General features: G+C 74.1%; 24 protein-coding genes. 9 read left to right on the forward strand and 15 right to left on the reverse strand.

Going from position 1 to position 18350, the window contains the following annotated elements; genetic code table 11:
- Positions 1-114: 114 nt before the first annotated feature.
- The gene (locus tag FVA95_RS11830; RefSeq protein WP_149664258.1) at positions 115-501 is read left to right on the forward strand and encodes a hypothetical protein; all 387 of its coding nucleotides are present in this window, start codon (positions 115-117) and stop codon (positions 499-501) included.
- Between the two features lie 61 nt (positions 502-562).
- Here FVA95_RS11830 and FVA95_RS11835 read toward each other — a convergent pair whose 3' ends face one another.
- Genes FVA95_RS11835 through FVA95_RS11850 form a run of 4 tightly spaced genes read right to left on the reverse strand, consistent with a single transcriptional unit; the run spans position 563 to position 4868 of the window.
- A complete protein-coding gene (locus FVA95_RS11835; protein ID WP_149664294.1) occupies positions 563-988 on the reverse strand; it encodes an acyl-CoA thioesterase in 426 nt (141 codons plus the stop codon).
- A gap of 35 nt (positions 989-1023) precedes the next feature.
- Positions 1024-1737, reverse strand: a complete 714-nt coding sequence (locus FVA95_RS11840; RefSeq protein WP_240051436.1) for a S9 family peptidase — start codon at positions 1735-1737, stop codon at positions 1024-1026.
- Between the two features lie 20 nt (positions 1738-1757).
- Positions 1758-4286: a cation-transporting P-type ATPase gene (locus FVA95_RS11845; protein WP_149664259.1), complete on the reverse strand. Its 2529-nt coding sequence runs from the start codon at positions 4284-4286 to the stop codon at positions 1758-1760.
- Between the two features lie 15 nt (positions 4287-4301).
- Entirely contained in the window at positions 4302-4868 is a 567-nt protein-coding gene (locus FVA95_RS11850) for a Chromate resistance protein ChrB (protein WP_149664260.1), read from the reverse strand.
- Between the two features lie 86 nt (positions 4869-4954).
- Here FVA95_RS11850 and FVA95_RS11855 point away from each other — a divergent pair, with 86 nt between their 5' ends.
- Positions 4955-5929 carry an aldo/keto reductase gene (locus FVA95_RS11855; RefSeq protein WP_149664261.1) on the forward strand — a complete coding sequence of 325 codons (975 nt, stop codon included), beginning with the start codon at positions 4955-4957 and terminating at the stop codon, positions 5927-5929.
- A gap of 106 nt (positions 5930-6035) precedes the next feature.
- On the forward strand, positions 6036-6926 hold the full coding sequence (locus tag FVA95_RS11860; RefSeq protein WP_149664262.1) for a hypothetical protein: 891 nt from the start codon (positions 6036-6038) through the stop codon (positions 6924-6926).
- A gap of 65 nt (positions 6927-6991) precedes the next feature.
- Here the strand turns inward: FVA95_RS11860 and FVA95_RS11865 are convergent, their stop codons facing one another.
- The 11 genes from FVA95_RS11865 to FVA95_RS11915 all read right to left on the reverse strand — a co-directional run bounded on the left by FVA95_RS11865 (position 6992) and on the right by FVA95_RS11915 (position 13898).
- Positions 6992-7591, reverse strand: a complete 600-nt coding sequence (locus FVA95_RS11865; protein ID WP_149664263.1) for an alkaline shock response membrane anchor protein AmaP — start codon at positions 7589-7591, stop codon at positions 6992-6994.
- Positions 7591-8136: a DUF6286 domain-containing protein gene (locus FVA95_RS11870; protein ID WP_149664264.1), complete on the reverse strand. Its 546-nt coding sequence runs from the start codon at positions 8134-8136 to the stop codon at positions 7591-7593. Before FVA95_RS11870 ends, FVA95_RS11865 begins: the two co-directional genes overlap by 1 nt.
- Positions 8133-8642 (reverse strand): Asp23/Gls24 family envelope stress response protein, encoded by a 510-nt coding sequence (locus FVA95_RS11875; protein ID WP_226352263.1) that lies wholly within the window; start codon positions 8640-8642, stop codon positions 8133-8135. Before FVA95_RS11875 ends, FVA95_RS11870 begins: the two co-directional genes overlap by 4 nt.
- A 5-nt stretch (positions 8643-8647) precedes the next feature.
- Positions 8648-8860, reverse strand: a complete 213-nt coding sequence (locus tag FVA95_RS11880) for a hypothetical protein (protein WP_149664265.1) — start codon at positions 8858-8860, stop codon at positions 8648-8650.
- 67 nt (positions 8861-8927) lie between these two features.
- A complete protein-coding gene (locus FVA95_RS11885; RefSeq protein ID WP_205015829.1) occupies positions 8928-9329 on the reverse strand; it encodes a hypothetical protein in 402 nt (133 codons plus the stop codon).
- The gene (locus FVA95_RS11890) at positions 9326-9799 is read right to left on the reverse strand and encodes an Asp23/Gls24 family envelope stress response protein (protein ID WP_020627430.1); all 474 of its coding nucleotides are present in this window, start codon (positions 9797-9799) and stop codon (positions 9326-9328) included. The genes FVA95_RS11885 and FVA95_RS11890 overlap by 4 nt, the downstream gene beginning before the upstream one ends.
- 277 nt (positions 9800-10076) lie before the next feature.
- Positions 10077-10553, reverse strand: a complete 477-nt coding sequence (locus tag FVA95_RS11895) for a hypothetical protein (protein ID WP_149664266.1) — start codon at positions 10551-10553, stop codon at positions 10077-10079.
- A 30-nt stretch (positions 10554-10583) separates the two neighbouring features.
- A complete protein-coding gene (locus tag FVA95_RS11900) occupies positions 10584-11477 on the reverse strand; it encodes a trans-aconitate 2-methyltransferase (RefSeq protein WP_149664267.1) in 894 nt (297 codons plus the stop codon).
- A 109-nt stretch (positions 11478-11586) separates the two neighbouring features.
- Positions 11587-12129, reverse strand: a complete 543-nt coding sequence (locus FVA95_RS11905; protein ID WP_020627427.1) for a L,D-transpeptidase — start codon at positions 12127-12129, stop codon at positions 11587-11589.
- A 314-nt stretch (positions 12130-12443) separates the two neighbouring features.
- On the reverse strand, positions 12444-12770 hold the full coding sequence (locus FVA95_RS11910; RefSeq protein ID WP_149664268.1) for a putative quinol monooxygenase: 327 nt from the start codon (positions 12768-12770) through the stop codon (positions 12444-12446).
- Between the two features lie 102 nt (positions 12771-12872).
- Positions 12873-13898, reverse strand: coding sequence for an NAD(P)-dependent alcohol dehydrogenase (locus FVA95_RS11915; RefSeq protein ID WP_051050418.1), 1026 nt, complete (start codon positions 13896-13898; stop codon positions 12873-12875).
- A gap of 256 nt (positions 13899-14154) precedes the next feature.
- On the opposite strand from FVA95_RS11915, the gene FVA95_RS11920 reads away from it, so the two are divergent.
- The 6 genes from FVA95_RS11920 (at position 14155) to FVA95_RS11945 (ending at position 18294) form a co-directional block, all read left to right on the forward strand.
- Entirely contained in the window at positions 14155-15267 is a 1113-nt protein-coding gene (locus FVA95_RS11920) for a hypothetical protein (RefSeq protein WP_149664269.1), read from the forward strand.
- Between the two features lie 17 nt (positions 15268-15284).
- Positions 15285-15809 carry a PadR family transcriptional regulator gene (locus FVA95_RS11925; protein ID WP_149664270.1) on the forward strand — a complete coding sequence of 175 codons (525 nt, stop codon included), beginning with the start codon at positions 15285-15287 and terminating at the stop codon, positions 15807-15809.
- A gap of 235 nt (positions 15810-16044) precedes the next feature.
- Positions 16045-16452, forward strand: coding sequence for a hypothetical protein (locus tag FVA95_RS11930; protein ID WP_020627421.1), 408 nt, complete (start codon positions 16045-16047; stop codon positions 16450-16452).
- A gap of 31 nt (positions 16453-16483) precedes the next feature.
- On the forward strand, positions 16484-17116 hold the full coding sequence (locus FVA95_RS11935) for a class I SAM-dependent methyltransferase (protein ID WP_149664271.1): 633 nt from the start codon (positions 16484-16486) through the stop codon (positions 17114-17116).
- A gap of 14 nt (positions 17117-17130) precedes the next feature.
- Positions 17131-17514: a hypothetical protein gene (locus FVA95_RS11940; RefSeq protein WP_149664272.1), complete on the forward strand. Its 384-nt coding sequence runs from the start codon at positions 17131-17133 to the stop codon at positions 17512-17514.
- Between the two features lie 375 nt (positions 17515-17889).
- On the forward strand, positions 17890-18294 hold the full coding sequence (locus tag FVA95_RS11945; protein ID WP_304627179.1) for a transglycosylase family protein: 405 nt from the start codon (positions 17890-17892) through the stop codon (positions 18292-18294).
- Positions 18295-18350 lie beyond the last annotated feature (56 nt).

An 18350-nucleotide genomic window follows, 5' to 3' on the forward strand; every position in this document is an offset into this window, starting at 1 on the left:
CTCCCACCCCGCTAGATTCGCAGCCAGCCGGCACGGGCTCCCCCCTTTCTGTCAGCGTGCCGACATGGAACGGGGCCTTCACCACGGCCCTGACACCTCATCAGGAGAAGAACTGTGCTGAAGAAGGCCGGAATCATCGTCGCGGCGTCCGCCGCGTCCCTGCTCGCCGTCTCCCCGCTGGCGTTCGCCGGCGACTACGCGGGCGACTCCGCCAAGCACCACGGCAAGCACGAGTCGGGCCACATCGACAAGGACGCCAAGGGCCTGCTCGCGGGTGGCCTGAGCGGCAACAACATCAACGTGCCGATCCAGCTCTGCAACAACAACATCCCGGTCAACGTCCTGGGCGTGCAGGTCCCGGTCGAGGACGCGAACCTGCTGAGCGGCATCACCGGGGCCCTCGGCCTGGGTGGCAAGGCCAAGGCCGTCTCCGGTGACTCGGCCACCGACCAGTCCGACAGCTGCGGCCAGACCTCCGGCGCGGGCGACTCGATCAACTGATCTCTCCGCACCTCGACGTGCCCCGGGACAACGCGGTCCCGGGGCACTGTCGTGTCCGGGGTCAGCCCCCGGCCCGGCGCACCTCGCGACGCCGGCGTGCGTCGTCCCGGCGACGGCGCTCGGTGTCGGTCGACGGGACCAGCTCCGGGACCGGGACCGGACGCCGGTGCTCGTCCATCGCGACCATCGTGAAGTAGCAGCTGTTGGCGTGCCGTTGGGTCCGCTCGGTGATGTTCTCCGTGGTGACCCGGATGCCGACCTCCATCGAGCTGCGCCCGGTGTGGTTCACCGACGCCTGGAACGTCACGAGCTCACCGATGTAGATGGGCTCGCGGAAGCGGACCCGGTCCACCGAGAGCGTCACGACGTAGGTCTCGGCCCAGCGGCTCGCACACGAGAACGCGACCTGGTCGAGCAGCTTCAGGATCGCGCCGCCGTGGACGTTGCCGGAGAAGTTCGCCATGTCCGGCGTCATCAGCACGGTCATCGTCAGCTGGTGACGGGGCAGGCCGCCGGGCGCGCTCACGTCGCCGCCGCCAGGATCTCCCGGGTCACCGTCCGCCAGGCCGCCGACAGCGGGTCGACCACCGCGAAGTGGTCGCAGCCGGGCAGCTCGACCAGCCGCACCGACGGGTGCCGGCCGACGTAGGAGCGGGAGACGGCCGGCGGGACGCGCTCGTCGGCGTCGCCGTGCACGATCGTCACCGGTCCGGGCGGGGTCGGGCCCACCGCGGGGTCCAGGTCGGTGCGCCCGGCCGCGGGGCCGCCGAGATAGGCGCGGACCGCGCCGTCGCCGAGGTTCTCCGCGTCGGCCAGCGCCAGGTCCGCGACCGGGGCGAGCGACACCGTCGCCCTCATCAGCGACGGCTCGACGGCCGCGGCGTGCAGCACGAGGTGCCCGCCCGCGGAGTGCCCCACCGCGACGACCGGTCCGGCGATCGCGTGGGCGGCCCGCAGGCCGGCGAGCACGTCGGCGACGGTCGCGTCCGGGTCGCCGGGCACCCGGCGGTACTCCAGGGACGCCACGGGCAGCCCCAGCGCGTTCACCGCACCTGCCGTCGACCGACGGTGCACCCGGTCGAACCGGGGCCGCCAGAACCCGCCGTGCACCAGCACGACCAGCGGGCGGCCGGGCCCGCCGTCCGGCCACAGGTCCATGACCTGGTCGGGGTCGTCGCCGACGGCGACGACACGGGGCGGCTCGGGGGCCGGGCGGGAGAGGACCGATCCGTTCACGACCGGTGGTCTAGCACGGATCACCCCGCCGGGCGTGCCGTGGCGGCCCGCCGCCGGCCGGCCTTGCGCAGCTCCAGCACCGCGACCGCGGCCACCGGCACGAGCACCGCAGCGATCCACTGCGGACCGGTCAGCGGGGTCAGCCGCAGCGTGTCCCGCAGCGCCGGCACCGTCGTGGCCACCCACACGGCCGCGGCGGTCACCACCGTCCACCAGGGCAGGAACCGGTTCGCGAACAGACCCGACCGCAGCACCGGTGTCCGCTCGGTCCGCATCACCCAGGCCAGCGCCAGGTGCCCGGACAGCCAGGCCACGAACGCCACCGTCTGCGAGGCGGTCACCAGGTACAGCCCGCCGACGGCGACGAACAACGCCACCGCTCCCGCGGCGAGGTCGCCGAGCAGGTCCCGGTCCAGGAAGCGTGCGCCCGGATCGCGTGGCGGGCGGGTCATGGCGTCGCGCTCGGCGGGTTCCGCGGCGAAGGTCGCGCTGCCCGCGATGTCCATGAACATCTCCAGCACCACGATCTGGATCGGGGTGAACGCCACGGCCATCCCGGTGAGCACCCCGGCGGCGACGGTCGCGACCAGCCCGGCTTTGCAGGCCAGGTAGTAGGCGACGCCCTTGCGCAGGTTCCCGTGCAGCGTGCGGCCCTCGTGCAGGGCACGGGTGAGGGTGGAGACGTCGTCGTCGGCCAGCACGAGCCCGGCCGCCTCGCGGGCCACGTCGGTGCCCGACAAGCCCATGGCCACCCCGACGTCGGCCCGGGCGAGCGCGGGGGCGTCGTTCACGCCGTCCCCGGTCACCGCCACCACCTCCCCGCCGGCCTGCAGTGCCGTGACCAGGCGCAGCTTGTGCGCGGGGGTGACCCGGGCGAACACCGGCGTCGACGCGACGGCGGCGGCGAGCGTCGCGTCGTCGAGACCGTCGAGGTCGCGACCGGTCAGCACCGGGTCGGGGTCGATGCCGACCTCGGCGGCGACGGCCCGGGCACAGGCGGGGTGGTCTCCGGTCAGCATCACCACCCGCACCCCGGCCCGTCGTGCGGCGGCGACGGCTCCGGCGGCACCCGGGCGCGGCGGGTCGGACAGCGCCACGAGCCCGGCGAGGACGAGGTCGCGCTCGGCGTCGCCGACCGTCGCCGGGACCCGCGGCGCGGGCCTGCTCGCCACCGCGATCACGCGCAGGCCGCGGGCGGCCAGCACCGCGACCCGGCCCGCGGTCTCCGGCGACGGCGCCGCGCACCGGGCCAGCACCGACTCCGGCGAGCCGGTGGTCACCACCGTGGCGGTGCCGGACGCGCCGGCGGGCAGGACGACCGTCATCGTCTCCCGGCCGGGGTCGAACGGGAACCGGGCGACCGGCTCGGCCGGCGTGGGCAGGCCACGGTCGCGGGCGGCGACCAGGAACGCGACGTCGGTCGGGTCGCCGGACCAGCCGCCGTCGGCCTCGGGGGCGGTCTCGGTGCAGGCCGCGCCGAGGGCGACCACGGTGTCGCCGTCCGTGCCCGGAGCTGGTTCGATCCGCGCGACGGCCATCCGGTTGCGGGTGAGCGTGCCGGTCTTGTCGGTGGCCAACACCGTCACCAGACCGAGCGCCTCCGCCGCGCGCAGCCGCCGGACCAGCCCGCGTCGCCGGGACAGCCGGTGCGCGCCGAGCCCGAGCACCAGGCTGACGATGATCGGCAGCTCCTCCGGGACCGTCGCGAAGGCCAGGGTGAGCCCGGTCAGCACCATCTCCCGCCACGGCCGACCGGTCAGCACCCCGATCAGTGGGACGAGCACGCTGAACGCGATCGCCAGCGTCGCGAGGCTGCCCGCGAGCTCGCGCATGGCCTGCTGCAGCGGGGTCCGGGGTGGTCGCGCGGCGACGACGAGCCCGGTCAGCGTGCCGAGCTCGGTGGCCGTCCCCGTCGCGACGACGACGCCGCGGGCCCGCCCGGCGACGACCGTCGTCCCCGCGAACACCAGGTTCGCCCGCTCGGCCAGCGCGGTGTCGCCGGGCAGCACCCTGGCGGCGTCCTTGGGGGCGGCGACGGGTTCCCCGGTGAGGGTCGACTCGTCGACGCGCAGACCCCAGGACTCGACCAGGCGCAGGTCGGCTGGCACTCGTGAGCCCGCGGCCAGCGGCACGAGGTCGCCGGGCACGACGTCGGTGGCATCGACCGAGACGGTGCTCCCGTCGCGCACCACCGGCGTCGTCGGTGCGGTGAGCTCGCCCAGCGAGGCGATGACCGACTTCGCCCGGAACTCGGCGAACACCTCGACCCCGACGACCGCCGCGATGATCACGACGACGGCGACGGTGTCGTCGAACCTGCCCCAGACGCCGTAGAGCACCGCGATCGCCGCGAGGAGCAGCATCATCGGCTCGGTGACCTCGTCGGTCAGCACCCGCAGGAAGGTGACCCGGCGCGGGACCACCCACCGGTTGGGGCCGTGCCGCCGGTGACGGGTCGCGGCCTCGGCGTCGGTCAGACCCCGCACGGCGTCCGTGCCGAGGTCGTCCACCACGGCCGCGCCGGTCGCGGCGTGCGCCCCGGTGCTCACCGGCTGCCCACGGCCTCAGTCCGTACGCGGTGGCAGGTCGGGGGCCACGCCCTCGGCGCGGTACACGGCGGCGGTGAACGCGTCGAGTGCGTGCCGGCAGCGGTCGAGCAGGGCCTCGGCGTCCTTGCCGCGCTCGTCGGGGAAGAAGTCCCGCGACGAGATCGTCGCCAGCCAGCGGGTGAGCCGATCCAGGTCCTGCTCGTTCTCCTCCAGCTCGGCGAAGGAGTAGTTGTCCCGGGAGGACTCCTTCGCCAGCTCGGCCAGCAGCGCCTCGCCGCGCTCGGTGAACTCGGCGAACTCCTTGCCGCGCTCGGCGCGGATCCGGGCGACGATGCCCTCGTCGCTGCTCCCGGCGGCGACGTCGAGGGCGAACGCGGTGCCGCCGGCCTCGCGGACGTAGGTCGCGAGCCCCTCCAGGAACGTGCGGTGCTCGTCGGTCGCGGGCAGTACCCACGCGCCGTTCTGGAGGCCGACCGCGCCCGCGGCGCGGGCCCGGCGCCACAGCGTGACCCGTGGGCTCGAGGGCGCGGCGGGCAGCTGCGCGAGCAGCAGGACCCAGCCACCGGACGGCGCGTCGGTCATGCCGGGGGACGGTACCGGCCGCCCCCGTCGTGCAACAGGTGTTTCGTCGGGTGGGGCGCCGGCGTCGGGTGGGGCAGGCTGGGGGCATGCCCGCCCCCGCCCACCGTCTCGGTCTCGGCCTGGCCGCGATCGCCCGCCCCGCCTACATCACCTCCGGCCGTGCCGCCGAGCTCGGCGACGCCCGCGACGTCGCCGACCTGCGCGACCGTTCCCGTGCCCTGCTCGACGCCGCGTACGCCGCGGGCGTCCGCTACGTCGACGTCGCCCGCTCCTACGGCCGCGCCGAGGAGTTCCTCGCCGGCTGGCTCGCCGACCGGCCCGGGGTGACCGGCGGCGAGGACCCCGTCGAGATCGGATCGAAGTGGGGCTACCGCTACGTGGGCGGATGGCGGACCGACGCCGACACCCACGAGATCAAGGACCACTCGCTCGACGCCTTCACCGAGCAGTACGCGCTGAGCCACGAGCTGCTCGGCGACCACCTCGGGATCTACCACGTGCACTCCGCGACGCTCGACACCGGCGTCCTCGACGACGAGCGCGTCCACCGCGCGATGGCCCACCTGCGCGACCGGGGGATCCGGGTCGGGATCTCCACCTCCGGCCCCGCCCAGGCCGACGCGGTGCGCCGGGCGCTGGAGGTCCGGGTGGACGGCGAGCCGCTGTTCACCTCGTTCCAGAGCACCTGGAACCCGCTCGAACCCTCGGTGGGCCCGGCGCTGGCCGAGGCCGCCGACGCCGGGGCCCGGGTGATCCTGAAGGAGGTCTTCGCCAACGGCAGGCTCGCCCCGGGCGGTGAGGACGGCACCGAGGGCGCCCGTGCGGCCGCGGCGCTGGCCGCGCGGACCGGGATCGGGCTGGACCGGATCGCCGTCGCCGCGGCGCTGGCGAACCCGTGGGCGTGGCGGGTGCTGCTCGGCCCGGTCGGGACCGACCAGCTCGCGTCGAACCTCGCGGGCGCGGAGCTCACGCTGCCGGCGGACGTGGCCGAGGAGCTCGCCGCGCTGGCCGAACCGGCCGAGAGCTACTGGCGCACCCGCTCCGCGCGCCCCTGGAGCTGACCCGGCGTTTCCCGGCGGACATACGCTCGTTTACCTTCCAGCCACCTTGCGGTCTCGTCGACGTCGCCCGCTGATGCTGCCCGGCCGCTGGTGAGGAGGAGGGGACATGACCGCCCAGGACCATCTCGCCCGGGGCCGCCGCGCCCAGGGCGGCGGCGCGCACAGCGCCGACGACGACCCGGCCACGGTCGTCATCCCGCGCGTCACCGAGGACGCCGGGGCCGGTCCGCGGCCCGCGGGGGCCTCCGGGGCCGCGAGCCCGGCTCCTGCGGAGCCGTCCCCGCAGGCGCAGGCCGCCGCGCCCGGCGCACCGCACCTGGCGCTGGTGCGTCGCGGACCGGTCGTCGGCACCGCCGCCGCGATCGTCGCCGTGCTGGCGCTGGCCCACTACGGAGCCGCCGTCTACGGCATCGGGCGGCCCGGCTTCGAGATCCCGGCCCCGATCCGGCTGGGCACCGAGCTGAACATCTCGACCTGGTTCAGCTCGGCGCTGCACCTGACCAACGCGGCGCTGCTCGCGCTGATCGCGGCGAACTCGGTGCGTCGCGAGCGATGGCGCTGGATCCTGCTCAGCCTGTCCTGCGCGGTCGTCGCGATGGACGAGACCGCCGCGAACCACGAGCAGGTCGGCTGGATCATCCACACCACGTTCGGCACGAGCGGCTTCCTGACCTACGCCTGGATCATCCCGGCCGTGGCGCTGGTCGCGGCGGTCGCGGTGCTGTGCCTGCCGATGGTGCTGCGCCGGCCGGGGGCCTGGCTCGTCGTCGCCGGGGCGGCGGTGTTCCTGCTCGGCGCGGTCGGGCTGGAGTCGGCCGGTGGGGCGCTGTTCGAGCAGACCGGCGACGTGCAGTCCTTCACCTACAACGTGCTGGCCGGCACCGAGGAGACCCTCGAGATGGTCGGTCTGGTCATCGCCATGGCCGGGCTGCTCCGCATGGCGGGCGGCAGCGGCCTGCGGATCGCCGGCGCCGGGTTCGTCGACCGGTCCCGCTGACCCACCCGCACACGACGACGGGGCCCCGGTGATCCGGGGCCCCGTCGTCGTCTGCGTGCGGTCGCTCAGCCCACCCGCGAGTGCGCCTTCTCCTCGGCCAGGCGCAGCACCAGGTCGGCGCGTCCGGACTCGATGTCCAGTGCGGACCGCAGTCGCGGCAGCGCGTGGTCGGTGATCCGGGTGCGCAGCGCGGCGAGGTCGGCACCGTCGTCCGCGGTCACGTCCAGGTGGATCTCCGGACGACGGCGGTCGCCGACGAGCGCTGCGGCCGCGCGCTGGACACCGTCGTAGCTCTCGATGTCGGCGGCCAGGGCGTCCGCGGCGTGGTCGGAGTGGATCCGGGTCGTGCCGGCGTCCCGACCCGCGACCTGCGCCGACGGCAGCGTCCATGCCGAGGTGCGGGGCTTGCGACGAGCCTGGGCGAGCAGCCAGCGCAGGGCCAGCAGCCCGACCACGACGGCGACGGCGAGGGTCACCCACGGCGCCCACCCGGGCAGCGTGAGACCGGCGGGCAGCAGCGGGACCGACGGGTCGATCGCGGGGAGCACCTGACGCAGGACGCCGGTGCCGAACAGCAGCCCGAACACCCCCACGGCGAGCAGGACGAGCCCGATCAGGAACAGCAGGGTCCGGTTGAGCCGGGACGGTGGGGTCGCGCTGGCCATCACGCCTCCTGCTGCTTCGTGCCGGTCACGGACACCGTGACCTTCGGGCTGCGGGCCGGTCCGACGGCGTCGAGCCGCTGCGCGACCGCGCTGCGGACCCGGTCGCGCAGGTCCTTGGGGTCACCGAACGCGGCGTGCGCGGTGACGGCGGCGCGGCGGCCGGTGTTCTTCACCGACGCCTTGGTGATGCCGTCGACGTCGGTGGCGGCGTCGGCCAGCGCCCGGTTCAGGCTGCGCCGGGTGATGCCGGAGTCGAGCTTCTCGGCCCCGTCCGCCGAGGCCAGCGGGAACACGGTCGGCGTGCCCGGCCGCAGCGCGACCACGACGAGAACCAACCCGACCAGCGCGACGACGCCGGACGCGACGAGCACGGGCACGTCGGCGCCGGTGTACCCGGCGACGGTGGAGCCCAGCAGGCCGAAGTCGACGATCGGCCGCTGCCCGAGGAGCAGCTGCACGACCGCGACGGCGACGACGACGCAGAGGGCGAGCAGGACCAGCGCCACGATGCCCGCGGCGAGGGACTTGCGGGGGCGGCGGATCATTCGAGCTCCCTCCCGGCCGGGCGGGCGGCGCCCGGGACGGTGAGCGCGGTGACGACGACGTCGACCCGCGCGACGGACAGCCCGGTCAGCGCCTCGACCTGCCGCACGACGTGCGCGCGGGCGCGGTCGCAGACCGCGGCGACCGGGGACGGGTAGGCGACGGAGATCCGCGCGTCGATCCGGGCCCACTGCCCGGAGACGGTGGCCTCGACGCGCGGGTGGCCGTCGGCGTCGTCGCGGCCGAGCATCCGCCCGACCGTGCCGGTGCTTCCGCCGACGCCCTCGGTCTCCTCCAGGGCGCCGAGCGCGATCTTCTGCACGACCTGGTCGGCGACGTCGACCCGGCCCCGGTCCTCCGGGGCCGTACCGGCGGAGGCGTCCGCGGAGCCCGTGCCGGTGTCGATCGAGCGGGTCGGGGTGTCGTCCGGCGGGGGCGGGGGGAGACGGGTGGCCCGGATCGTGTCCGGGTCCCCGGTCGCCGTCCCCGTCGGCTCGACGGTGCTCACCGGGTTCACCGGACCTTGTCGCGGCCGCGCCCGGACAGCCCCGACCGCTCGGAGAGCTCGGACAGGTCGAGGTCGCCGTCGAGCCAGCGGCCGACGCCGAGCCCGATCGCGCCGAGGATCAGGGCGAGGACGAACCCGCCGAAGCCGCCGACGATGCCGGCGATGGCCAGGACGAGACCGGCGATCAGGCCGATCTGGGTGTTGGTGGACAGGGACATCACAGTCACGTCCTTCGAGACGAGGAGGTACCGGACGTCCGGGGATGTGGACGGGCGTCCGGGCGGGTCAGGGGGTGGCCGCGGGCGGGACCGGGAGCTCGCCGGTGGCGGGTGCCGAGTCCGACTGCCGGGCGGGCGTCGGCTCGGTGGGACCGGCGTAGTCGCCGACCACCACGTCCACCCGCGCGCCCCCGAGGACCGGGAGCAGCGCGGTGCGGACCTGGTGGTCGATCTCGGCCACGGAGGCCGGGTAGCGACCGACCACGTGCACCTCGACGGCCGGGGCCGTCGGGTCCACGCGGATGCCGCTCACCCGGCGTCCGGGCAGGTAGGTGGCGACCTCACCGAACCGGCCGCCGTGCAGCTGCGCGACGCCGGGGCAGCCCAGCACCGCGTCGGCGATCCGGTCGGTGTCGATGGCACCCGTGGCGACGATCCCGTCGCCGCCCGCGGCGGTACGGGCGCTCACGCCACCCGCGAGGTGGACTCGATCTTCTTCGGCTCCTCGTCCTTGCCGTCGTCCTCGGACGGCAGGTGGACGTCGTCGACCGAGATGTTGACCTCGACGACCTCGAGCCCGGTCATCCGCTCCAGGGCGGAGATGACGTTGCGGCGCACGGCCTTCGCCAGGTCGGCGATGGAGACGCCGTACTCGACGACGACGTTGATGTCGACGGCGGCCTGCTTCTCGCCGACCTCGACCGACACGCCCTGCGAGGCGTTGGTGGTGCCGCCCGGGATGCGCTCGCGCAGCGCGCCGAACGCGCGGGCCGCGCCGCCGCCGAGGGCGTAGATGCCACTGACCTCGCGGGCGGCCAGCCCGGCGATCTTCGAGACGACGGTCTCGGCGATGCGGGTGCTGCCGTGCTCGGACTGAAGGGCCGACGGGGTGCCGGTGACGGCCGGGGCCTTGGTCGCCTTGGTCTCGGTGGTGCTCATGTGTGCCTCCAGGTCATGGCCCGGTATCGGGCCTCACAGTGGCCGGATCGGGGCCGGTTCGTACCGGTGGTGCCCTGTCGATCCGCTCGACACACATGGGAGTCCCGTGGGTGGCGCATCCTCACGGACGAATCCGGGTGGTCGTCGTCACACCTGCGCTCCGCCGATGTGCCGCTGACCTGGGCAGGGAGCGTCTGACCTGCGAAGGGAGGCTGTGGCGGGGCCCGGATCCTGCGAGTTTGCGATCACGTGTTCGGGTGTTCATCGGACGTGGTGGTCAGGCGGGCGGCAGGCCGATCGTCCAGCCGGTGACGTCGCGCAGTGCCACCTGCCAGCAGGCGGGTTCGCCGTAGTTCGGCCCGCCCGCCGCGGTCGGGACCACGAGCGCGTCGGTGAAGTAGATCCAGTGGATGTCCTTCGTCGGGACGTCCGGGCCGGGGCGCTCGTCGCCGCGACCGCCGGCCATCTCGTCGAACATGTCGGCCATCGACGCCGCGGACTCGTTGCCCGGATCGTCGGCGGTGAGCCGGCGCAGCTGGTCCCCCAGGCCGCGCAGCCAGGCCGAGGGGTGCACGGCGTTGCCGAACACCAGCCCGGCCGGGGTGGCGACGGTGAGCGGGACGCTGTTGCGCTCGTCGCGGTAGGCGATCGACAGCACCACCGCCTGCAGGTAGCTCGGTGCGCTCAGCTCGGGGATGGTGACCACGCGCTGTGCGTCGGCAATCCCGGCGGGTCCGTCGGCGTCGACCGTCATGGCTCCGGACGGTAACCAGGAACCGACCGGTCACGACAGGTCCACGTCGACCTGACGAGAACGCCCAGACGGTCCAGCGACCGCACCGCCACCCGGCCCAGCCGACCCCTCAGGAACGACGTGCGCGGACTGCGACGCCCGGCTCCGGGCGGCGCGGGGACGGCACCGCGACCTGGGGGTGGACGACGACGGCGAAGCGGGCCCGGCGCCGTCGGGACCGACACCGTCGACGGTCTCGTGTGCCCGGACCGTCAGTCCGCGGGCGGTCGCGGCGGCGACGAGCGCCTCGTGCACCCGGTCGGCCGTCCCGGCCTGACCGAACGCCCCGCGGTAGTGGTAGGCCAGCAGCATCCCGCCCGGCCGCAGGCGGTCCAGCAGGGCGGTCAGACCGACCCGCAGCGTGACCGTTTCCCAGTAGTAGAGGACGTCGGAGCAGACGATCAGGTCGAAGTCGCCCTCGGGCATCTCGTGCGGGAGCGTGCGACGGACGAAGGTCCCCGACGGCACCCGGGCGGCGGCCCGCTCGACCGCGGCCGAGCAGATGTCCGCCCCGAGCAGAGCCGCGGTGTGCCCGGCGAGACGGACCGACAGGTCGCCCTCGCCGCAGCCGACCTCCAGCACCCGGTCGAAACGGCGGCCGGCGAGCGCGTCCATGACGGTGCCGTACTTCTGCTGCTCGTAGGCCGACAGCCCGATCGAGTACGGGTCCGGGCTGCGGTAGAGCCGGTCGTGCGTGCGGCGCCCCCAGCCCGGCTGCCAGAGCCAGGTCTGGCCGGTCCAACGGGGGTCGTGGACGTCGCGGCCGAGCCGGGCCAGGCCGCGTACCGGGACCGCGGCGGCCCGCGCGCCGCCACTGAGGGAGAGCCGGGCGACCCGCCGGGCGTGGTCGATCGGCGTGCGACGGACGGGTCGGCTCTCGGCCATCGGGGGCTCCGGGGGACGTGCGGGTGATACGTCCGATGTGTCGCCGCACGACCGTCTCCGCGTTACGCCGGACGTCCCAGCAACCCCCGATGCGGTGACCCCCCGCGAGCTAGCCCTTACGGGCCGCAGTCTCCTCGGAGGCCTTCACGACCTGCACCTGGTCGCCGATCTGCAGGTAGTCGAAGTACGCCTTGGCGTCGGCCGGCGGGACGTGGATGCACCCCGCGGAGGACCGGTTCGGGTCGCCGCTGTGGAAGGCGATGCCGCCGTCGTTGAAGAAGACCGACCACGGCATCGGGGCGGGGTCGCCGTTGGGCAGGCGCGACTCCTCGCTCTTGTGCTCGGCGTCCTTGCGGTAGACGCGCAGCGAGTGACCGACCGGGGTCTCCTGGCCGTTGCCGCCGGAGGAGATACCGATCGGGCCGCGGATGACCTTGCCGTCCTGGATGAGCCAGGACCGCTGCGAGTCCAGGTCGACGCACGCCTTGGCGGTGATCGAGCAGGGGGTGCCGGGGACGAGCGGCTGCGCGCGGGCCTGCTCGGCGGCGGGGGAGGCGGCCAGGGCGGTCCCGGCGACGGCGACACCCGCGATGGTGGCCAGTCCGAGGCCCAGTGCGACGAGGCGGCGGGGCCGCTGCCGGACGGTGTCCATGGGGTGCTCCTGTTCGTCCGCGTCGCTCGGGGTGGCGACGCCACGTGATCGTTCCGTCACCGTGGGAGACGCGTGGGGAGCGCCCAGGTTGCGTGACGAAAAGTTCGGTCGTGCCGGGTCAGTCTGCACCCCGTTCCCGACCGGCCCGGACGCGGTGCGCTCCCGTCCCGATCACCCGGAAGGACCGTCTCGGTTCCGATGTCCGGTCCGCCCGGGTTCCACCGCCCGGTGCAGTCGAGCCGCCTGCTCGCTGCGCTCCGGACACGGCGATGCCGGCGACCCGTGGGGCCGCCGGCATCGTCGGGAGGGTCGGGTCAGTGCGGGGTGACCTCGCCCATCTCGACCCAGACGTCCTTGCCGTCCTCGCTCTGGAAGTTGATGAGCGGCTTCTCCGGCACGACCGAGCCCATGAAGTCGAAGAACTTCTGGGCGTGGTCGGTCTTCACGTGGGCGTCGCCGGCCGCGCTGTCCTGGAAGACCTCCACGATCACGAACTCGTTCGGCTTCTCGACGTTCTCGTAGTAGTCGAAGGAGATGTTGCCCGGCTCGGAGTTCACGTCCTTCGTGTACTGCGCGATGCCGGACAGCCACTCCTCGCGCTTGTCCGGGCGGATCTGTGCCTTGAGCACGATGAGGATCATGTGAGCCTCCGGTCACGGTCGTCGGGAACGTCGCGGGGATCGTTCCACGGATCGGTGGCGCGCGGGCGTCTCAATCAGGGACGCCCACCGGGTTGACAGCGCTCAGGAGAACGTCGCGGTGTCGATCACGAAGCGGTAGCGCACGTCGCCCCGCACGACCCGCTCCCAGGCCTCGTCGACCTGGTCGCAGGAGATCGTCTCGATGTCGGCGCCCAAGCCGTGCTCGGCACAGAAGTCGAGCATCTCCTGGGTCTCGCGGATGCCGCCGATCTTCGAACCGGCCAGGCTCCTGCGGCTCGCGACGAGGGAGAAGCCGTGGTACGAGAGCGGGCCCTCCGGCACACCGACGTTGACCATCGTCCCGTCGAGCTTGAGCAGCCCGAGGTAGGCGTCGACCGGGATCTGCGCGGCGACGGTGTTGACGATCAGGTCGAAACGGCCCGCCAGCTCGCTGAACGTGCTCTCGTCCTCGGTGGCGAAGTAGTGGTCCGCGCCGAGCCGCTTCCCGTCCTCCTGCTTGGACAGCGTGCGGGACAGGACGGTCACCTCGGCACCCATCGCGGCGGCGATCTTGACGCCCATGTGGCCGAGGCCGCCCATGCCGACGATCGCGACCTGCTTGCCGGGGCCGGCGTTCCAGTGGCGCAGCGGCGAGTACAGGGTGATGCCGGCGCACAGCAGCGGAGCGGCGACGTCGAGCTCCACGCCGTCCGGGATGCGCAGCACGTAGTTCTCGTCGACCACGATCTGCGTCGAGTAGCCGCCGTAGGTCGGCTCGCCGTCGTACTGCCGGCCGTTGTAGGTCTGCACCTCGCCCTTGAGGCAGTACTGCTCCTCACCGGCGAGGCAGTTCTCGCACTCGCGACAGGAGTCCACGAAGCAGCCGACGCCGACGCGGTCGCCGACCGCGTAGCGCGAGACCTGGTCGCCGACGGCCGAGACGACTCCGGCGATCTCGTGGCCGGGGACCATCGGGTAGATGCCCTCGCCCCACTCGTCGCGGGCCTGGTGGATGTCGGAGTGGCAGATCCCGGCGTAGGCGATGTCGATGACGACGTCGTGCGGCCGCGGGTCGCGGCGCTCGATGGTGCCGCGCTCGAACGGCTTGTTCGGGCCTGCGGTCTTCATGGCGGACACGGTCGTGGGCACGGTTCCTCCTCGTGGCGTCGCTGCCGACGCCGTGGTTCGGGTGTGGCCGGGCGCCGGTGCCACGGCGAGCTGCGGGCGGTCGTACGGCCGCATCGACATGTGTATACCCATGGATGGTTGCGCGATGCATCGACGGGCTGTGCGTCACATCTCCCACCCGCGGAGGAGTGCCGGGCGCCGAGGATCGGTCGGACGAGGGATCCGCGACCGTGCCGTGGCGCCCTACCGTCGGCCCATGACCGGGACGAGGGGGGACGCCGCGGTGCGGCGGGAGGACGCTGTGGACGGTGCCGCGGCGGCCGGGACGGCGGAGGCGGCGGCGCCGCGACCGTGGTGGAACCGGGTGGGGTGGGCGCTGCACGCGCTGCTGCGGTTCGTCCTGATCCTGCTCATGCAGCCCTACGTCTGGTCCAAGCTCACCCTGACCCAGATGGGCCGGGCCGACTACTCCGAGGCGCTCGTCATGACCGGCGAGAAGAGCCCGATGGGGGTGCTGTGGGGGTTCATGGCCTACTCCCCGGTGATCCAGTTCCTGGCCGGGTTCGCCGAGCTCGTCGTCGTGCTGCTGCTGGTGTTCCGGCGCACGGCCTGGATCGGCGGCCTGCTCGGGACCGTCGCCCTCGGCACGGTCTTCCTGCTGAACATGACCTACGACGTGCCGGTCAAGCAGCTCGCCCTCGCCCTGACGGTCGGGTTCGCGCTCGTCGCGGCCCCCGAGCTGCCACGGGTGGTCCGGTTCCTGGCCGGGCGTCCGACGGCGGCGACCGAGGGGTCCCCGCGGCTGCTGCCGTGGCCGCGGGTCCGCCGGGTGACCCGATGGCTGGTCCCGGTGCTCGGACTGGTGCTGATCGCCGCGCAGGGCGCGCTGTTCCAGCAGTTCCAGCCCCCGTTCCAGCGCTCCGACATCGCGCTCGCCGGGGTCTACCGGGTGGTGGAGGACCCGACGGCCCCCGCCGCGCAGCTCGCCGACGACCGCCGCTGGCAGCACGTGGCCGTGGGGCAGTGGACCTACGTCGGCCCGCCGCTCCCGGTACCCGGCTACCCGCAGACCGGCTCCGCCGGGATCTCGGTGCGGCTCGCCGACAGCACCGTCGTCCGCGGGACCTGGCGGCCCGTCGGCGACCGGACGATCCGGGTCGAGTGGAACGCGCCGCAGTCCGGGGCGACCTCCCTGGCCGAGCCCGCCGTCCGGACCGCCGAGCTGACCTGGACGCCCCGGTCCGACGGCCGGGTCGAGCTGACCGGGGACGGCCAGCGGCTCGTGCTGGAGAGCGACCCGGAGCTGCGCTTCCTCTACGATCGCGGCTTCTCCTGGGATGCGGGGAACGAGGCGGCCGTCCACCGCTGAGGCCCTACGCTGGCCCGATGCTTCCACGGCTCGGGCTCGCCGAGTGGGTCGTGCTGGCCGTGGCCGGCGAGCGCCCGGTGCACGGTTTCGCCGTCGCCGCGCTCACCGCCGCCGACGGCGAGCTGGGCCGGGTCTGGCAGATCCCGCGCCCGGTCGTCTACCGGGCGATCGGCAGGCTGGTCGACGCCGGCCTGATCACCGCCGAGGCCGTCGAGACCAAGGGCGGCCCGCCCCGCACCCTCTACGCCGCCACCCCCGTCGGCCGCGGCCACGTCGACGCCTGGCTGGGCATCCCGGTGCCGCACGTGCGGGACCTGCGCTCGGAGTTCCTGCTCAAGCTGGCGGTGCTGCACCGGCACGGCCGGGACGCGACCGCGCTGGTCGAGGCCCAGCGCCGCGAGTTGGCCCCGATCGTCGCGGCGCTGCGGGCGGAACAGGACCGGGCCGCAGCGGCGGGGGACGGCGACGAGTTCGACCGGATGCTGGCCGCCTGGCGGCGCACCTCGGCGGAGGCGGCACTGGCCTTCCTCGACGAGCTCTGACGTGCAGTCCCGATGCGGATAGTGGATAGTTTCGGTATCCGAGCGGGGGGGGGTCGTGGTGATCGTCCTGACGATCTGGGCCGCCGTCGCGCTGGGCGGGGGCGGGGGCCACTTCTGGCCGATCTGGGTGATCGGGCCGTGGGGGCCCTGCTCGCACTCGGCACGCTCACCGGCCGCTCGGTCGCCGGTCCGTGTGGGTGGGCGAGAACCGCTGCGGAACGGGTACACCGGGTGCATGCCCCGTCGTGACCTGACCTGGATCCCCCGCCTGCTGGGCGCCGCCACCGCCGCCTACGGTGCGGCCGTCGCCGCGAAGCCGGAGGTGCTGCTGTCGCCGACGAAGCTGTCCGGCGGCGGCCGGACCCCGTCCGCGGGCACCACGCTGCTCGCGCGGGCGGTCGGCGGGCGCGACCTCGCGTCCGGCCTGGCCATGGCGCTGGCCCCGGCCGGCACCCCGCTCAAGGCCGCGATCGCAGTGCGGGTCGGCGCCGACGTCGTCGACCTCGTGGTGCTGGGCTCGCAGCTCCCCGACCGCGACGCCCGGGAGAAGGCGACCATGGTCGCCGCCGGCTGGGGCGCGCTGTGCGCGCTCTCGCTGCTCGCCGCCGACCCGCCGCGCCGGGGGTTGCTCGGGCGCGCATGACAGCCCACGGGCCGTCCACCATGATCGGGCGATGGCCACGAGCACCGGGGGCGACCCCCATCTGGAACGCGCCTACTCGCTGAGCGGCCCGGCCGACGCCCGGGCGCTCTACGACGAGTGGGCCCCCACCTACGACGCCGACCTCTCCGGCGAGGCCCAGGGCTACGTCGCGCCCGCGGTCACCGCGGACGCCGTCGTCGCGGCGGCGGGCCCCGACGGCGAGATCCTCGACGCCGGCTGCGGCACCGGGCTCGTCGGCGTCGCGTTGCGCGAGCGCGGTGCGACCACGGTCGACGGGATCGACCTGTCGCCCGGGATGCTGGAGCGGGCCCGCTCCACCGGGGCGTACCGGGACCTGCGCGAGGCCGACCTGACCGCCGCGCTGGCACTGCCCGACGACTCCTACGACGTCGTCGTCTGCGTCGGAACGCTCACCCACGCCCACGTCGGGCCCTCGGCGCTCGCCGAGTTCACCCGGGTCGTGCGGCCGGGCGGGTACCTGGTCGCGACCGTCCTCGACGACGTCTGGGAGTCCGGTGGCTACCGTGCCGAGGTCGACCGGCTCGCCGCCGCCGACGTCTTCGAGGCCGTCTCGATCGAGGTCGCGCCCTACCGGTCCGGGCAGCAGGTCGACTGCCGCCTCCTGGTGCTGCGGGTGCGGTAGGCGAGGATGTTCCCATGAGCGACGACCGCGGCCTGGTGACCGGACGCCGGATCCTGACCGTGCTGCTGGTGCTCTCGGCGGCCGTGCACGTCCGGCTCGCGTTCGGCGCCACCGGGCCGGTCCTGGCCGGGCTCGACGGGCTCGTGGCCGCGGCCGCCGTCGTGTCGCTGCTCCTGCTGCTGCGCCGGGCCGACGGTCCGGCGCTGCTCGCCTGTGCCGTCGCCGGCGGGCTCGGTGTCGCGCTGTTCCTCGTGCCCGGGCTCCTCGCCGTCGCGCAGGGGACGAACTGGACCGCCTGGCTCGACGCGTGGTCGTTCGGCGGTCTGCTGCTCGACGCGATGGTCGTGCGGATCGCGGTGTTCACCCTGCGCCGGGCAGAGGGCGTACAGCGCCGTTGAGACCGGTGGAACATCTCCGGATCGAAAGTATCGATGCCTTTCCGGTCGGTTCCGTGATCGGCAGAAAGTTCCTCTGAGCTGCGATGATGTGCTGTGCCGTTATCGTCGTGTGATACGTCACCGGTCATCCGCTTGACCTGATCTCGGCCGGTCGGCGACCTTCGTGGTCGCTCCGGTCCACTGGGCCGGGCTGCACCGAAGCGCCGGAACCGCCCACGCCACCACGGCCCCGTCCCGCGGTCCCCGGCCAGTCGATCTGCACGGACCGGGACGGGGCCGCGGGCCGCGAGTCCCCTCGCGTCGACACCGGCACTGCGCTCCCCGCGCGACCGGCCCGCCCGGAAAGCCGTGGGTCCGGACCTCAGGTGATCAACAATGAGCAGCACTCGCATGTCCATCCGTGGGCGTTTCGTCGGAACTCTCGTCGCCGGTGTCCTGGCGTTCGGCGCTCCGCTCGCCCTGGCCGGGCCCGCGACGGCCGCCCCCGAGACCTCGGCCCAGGTCGCTCCCGCGGCGGTCGTGGCGCCGACGCAGTCCGTCTCCACCTCGACGTGGGACAAGCTCGCCGAGTGCGAGTCCAGCGGGAACTGGAACACCAACACCGGCAACGGCTTCTCCGGCGGCCTGCAGTTCACGCAGTCCACCTGGAAGGCCCTCGGTGGGTCGGGCAAGGCGCACAACGCCAGCAAGTCCGAGCAGATCCGCGTCGCCGAGAACGTCCTGGAGGCCCAGGGCTGGAAGGCGTGGCCGGCCTGCTCCAAGAAGCTGGGCCTGCGGTAGTACACGGCACGACCGGCGGCCGGTGTCCCCTGCGCGGGGGCACCGGCCGCCGTCGT

Origin of the sequence: Pseudonocardia sp. EV170527-09, from assembly GCF_008369905.1 — a bacterium.
GTDB lineage: Bacteria > Actinomycetota > Actinomycetes > Mycobacteriales > Pseudonocardiaceae > Pseudonocardia.

What these genes read in the sequence shown, in the direction of transcription:
- FVA95_RS11895 (WP_149664266.1), bottom strand. Translation starts at nt 10,553, where the DNA reads ATGACGGTCGACGCCGACGGACCCGCCGGGATTGCCGACGCACAGCGC.
- FVA95_RS11920 (WP_149664269.1), top strand. Translation starts at nt 14,155, where the DNA reads ATGACCGGGACGAGGGGGGACGCCGCGGTGCGGCGGGAGGACGCTGTG.
- FVA95_RS11860 (WP_149664262.1), top strand. Translation starts at nt 6,036, where the DNA reads ATGACCGCCCAGGACCATCTCGCCCGGGGCCGCCGCGCCCAGGGCGGC.
- FVA95_RS11880 (WP_149664265.1), bottom strand. Translation starts at nt 8,860, where the DNA reads ATGTCCCTGTCCACCAACACCCAGATCGGCCTGATCGCCGGTCTCGTC.
- FVA95_RS11935 (WP_149664271.1), top strand. Translation starts at nt 16,484, where the DNA reads ATGGCCACGAGCACCGGGGGCGACCCCCATCTGGAACGCGCCTACTCG.
- FVA95_RS11865 (WP_149664263.1), bottom strand. Translation starts at nt 7,591, where the DNA reads ATGGCCAGCGCGACCCCACCGTCCCGGCTCAACCGGACCCTGCTGTTC.
- FVA95_RS11855 (WP_149664261.1), top strand. Translation starts at nt 4,955, where the DNA reads ATGCCCGCCCCCGCCCACCGTCTCGGTCTCGGCCTGGCCGCGATCGCC.
- FVA95_RS11930 (WP_020627421.1), top strand. Translation starts at nt 16,045, where the DNA reads ATGCCCCGTCGTGACCTGACCTGGATCCCCCGCCTGCTGGGCGCCGCC.
- FVA95_RS11910 (WP_149664268.1), bottom strand. Translation starts at nt 12,770, where the DNA reads ATGATCCTCATCGTGCTCAAGGCACAGATCCGCCCGGACAAGCGCGAG.
- FVA95_RS11945 (WP_304627179.1), top strand. Translation starts at nt 17,890, where the DNA reads ATGAGCAGCACTCGCATGTCCATCCGTGGGCGTTTCGTCGGAACTCTC.
- FVA95_RS11870 (WP_149664264.1), bottom strand. Translation starts at nt 8,136, where the DNA reads ATGATCCGCCGCCCCCGCAAGTCCCTCGCCGCGGGCATCGTGGCGCTG.
- FVA95_RS11835 (WP_149664294.1), bottom strand. Translation starts at nt 988, where the DNA reads ATGACCGTGCTGATGACGCCGGACATGGCGAACTTCTCCGGCAACGTC.
- FVA95_RS11900 (WP_149664267.1), bottom strand. Translation starts at nt 11,477, where the DNA reads ATGGCCGAGAGCCGACCCGTCCGTCGCACGCCGATCGACCACGCCCGG.
- FVA95_RS11890 (WP_020627430.1), bottom strand. Translation starts at nt 9,799, where the DNA reads ATGAGCACCACCGAGACCAAGGCGACCAAGGCCCCGGCCGTCACCGGC.
- FVA95_RS11915 (WP_051050418.1), bottom strand. Translation starts at nt 13,898, where the DNA reads ATGAAGACCGCAGGCCCGAACAAGCCGTTCGAGCGCGGCACCATCGAG.
- FVA95_RS11925 (WP_149664270.1), top strand. Translation starts at nt 15,285, where the DNA reads ATGCTTCCACGGCTCGGGCTCGCCGAGTGGGTCGTGCTGGCCGTGGCC.
- FVA95_RS11940 (WP_149664272.1), top strand. Translation starts at nt 17,131, where the DNA reads ATGAGCGACGACCGCGGCCTGGTGACCGGACGCCGGATCCTGACCGTG.
- FVA95_RS11850 (WP_149664260.1), bottom strand. Translation starts at nt 4,868, where the DNA reads ATGACCGACGCGCCGTCCGGTGGCTGGGTCCTGCTGCTCGCGCAGCTG.
- FVA95_RS11905 (WP_020627427.1), bottom strand. Translation starts at nt 12,129, where the DNA reads ATGGACACCGTCCGGCAGCGGCCCCGCCGCCTCGTCGCACTGGGCCTC.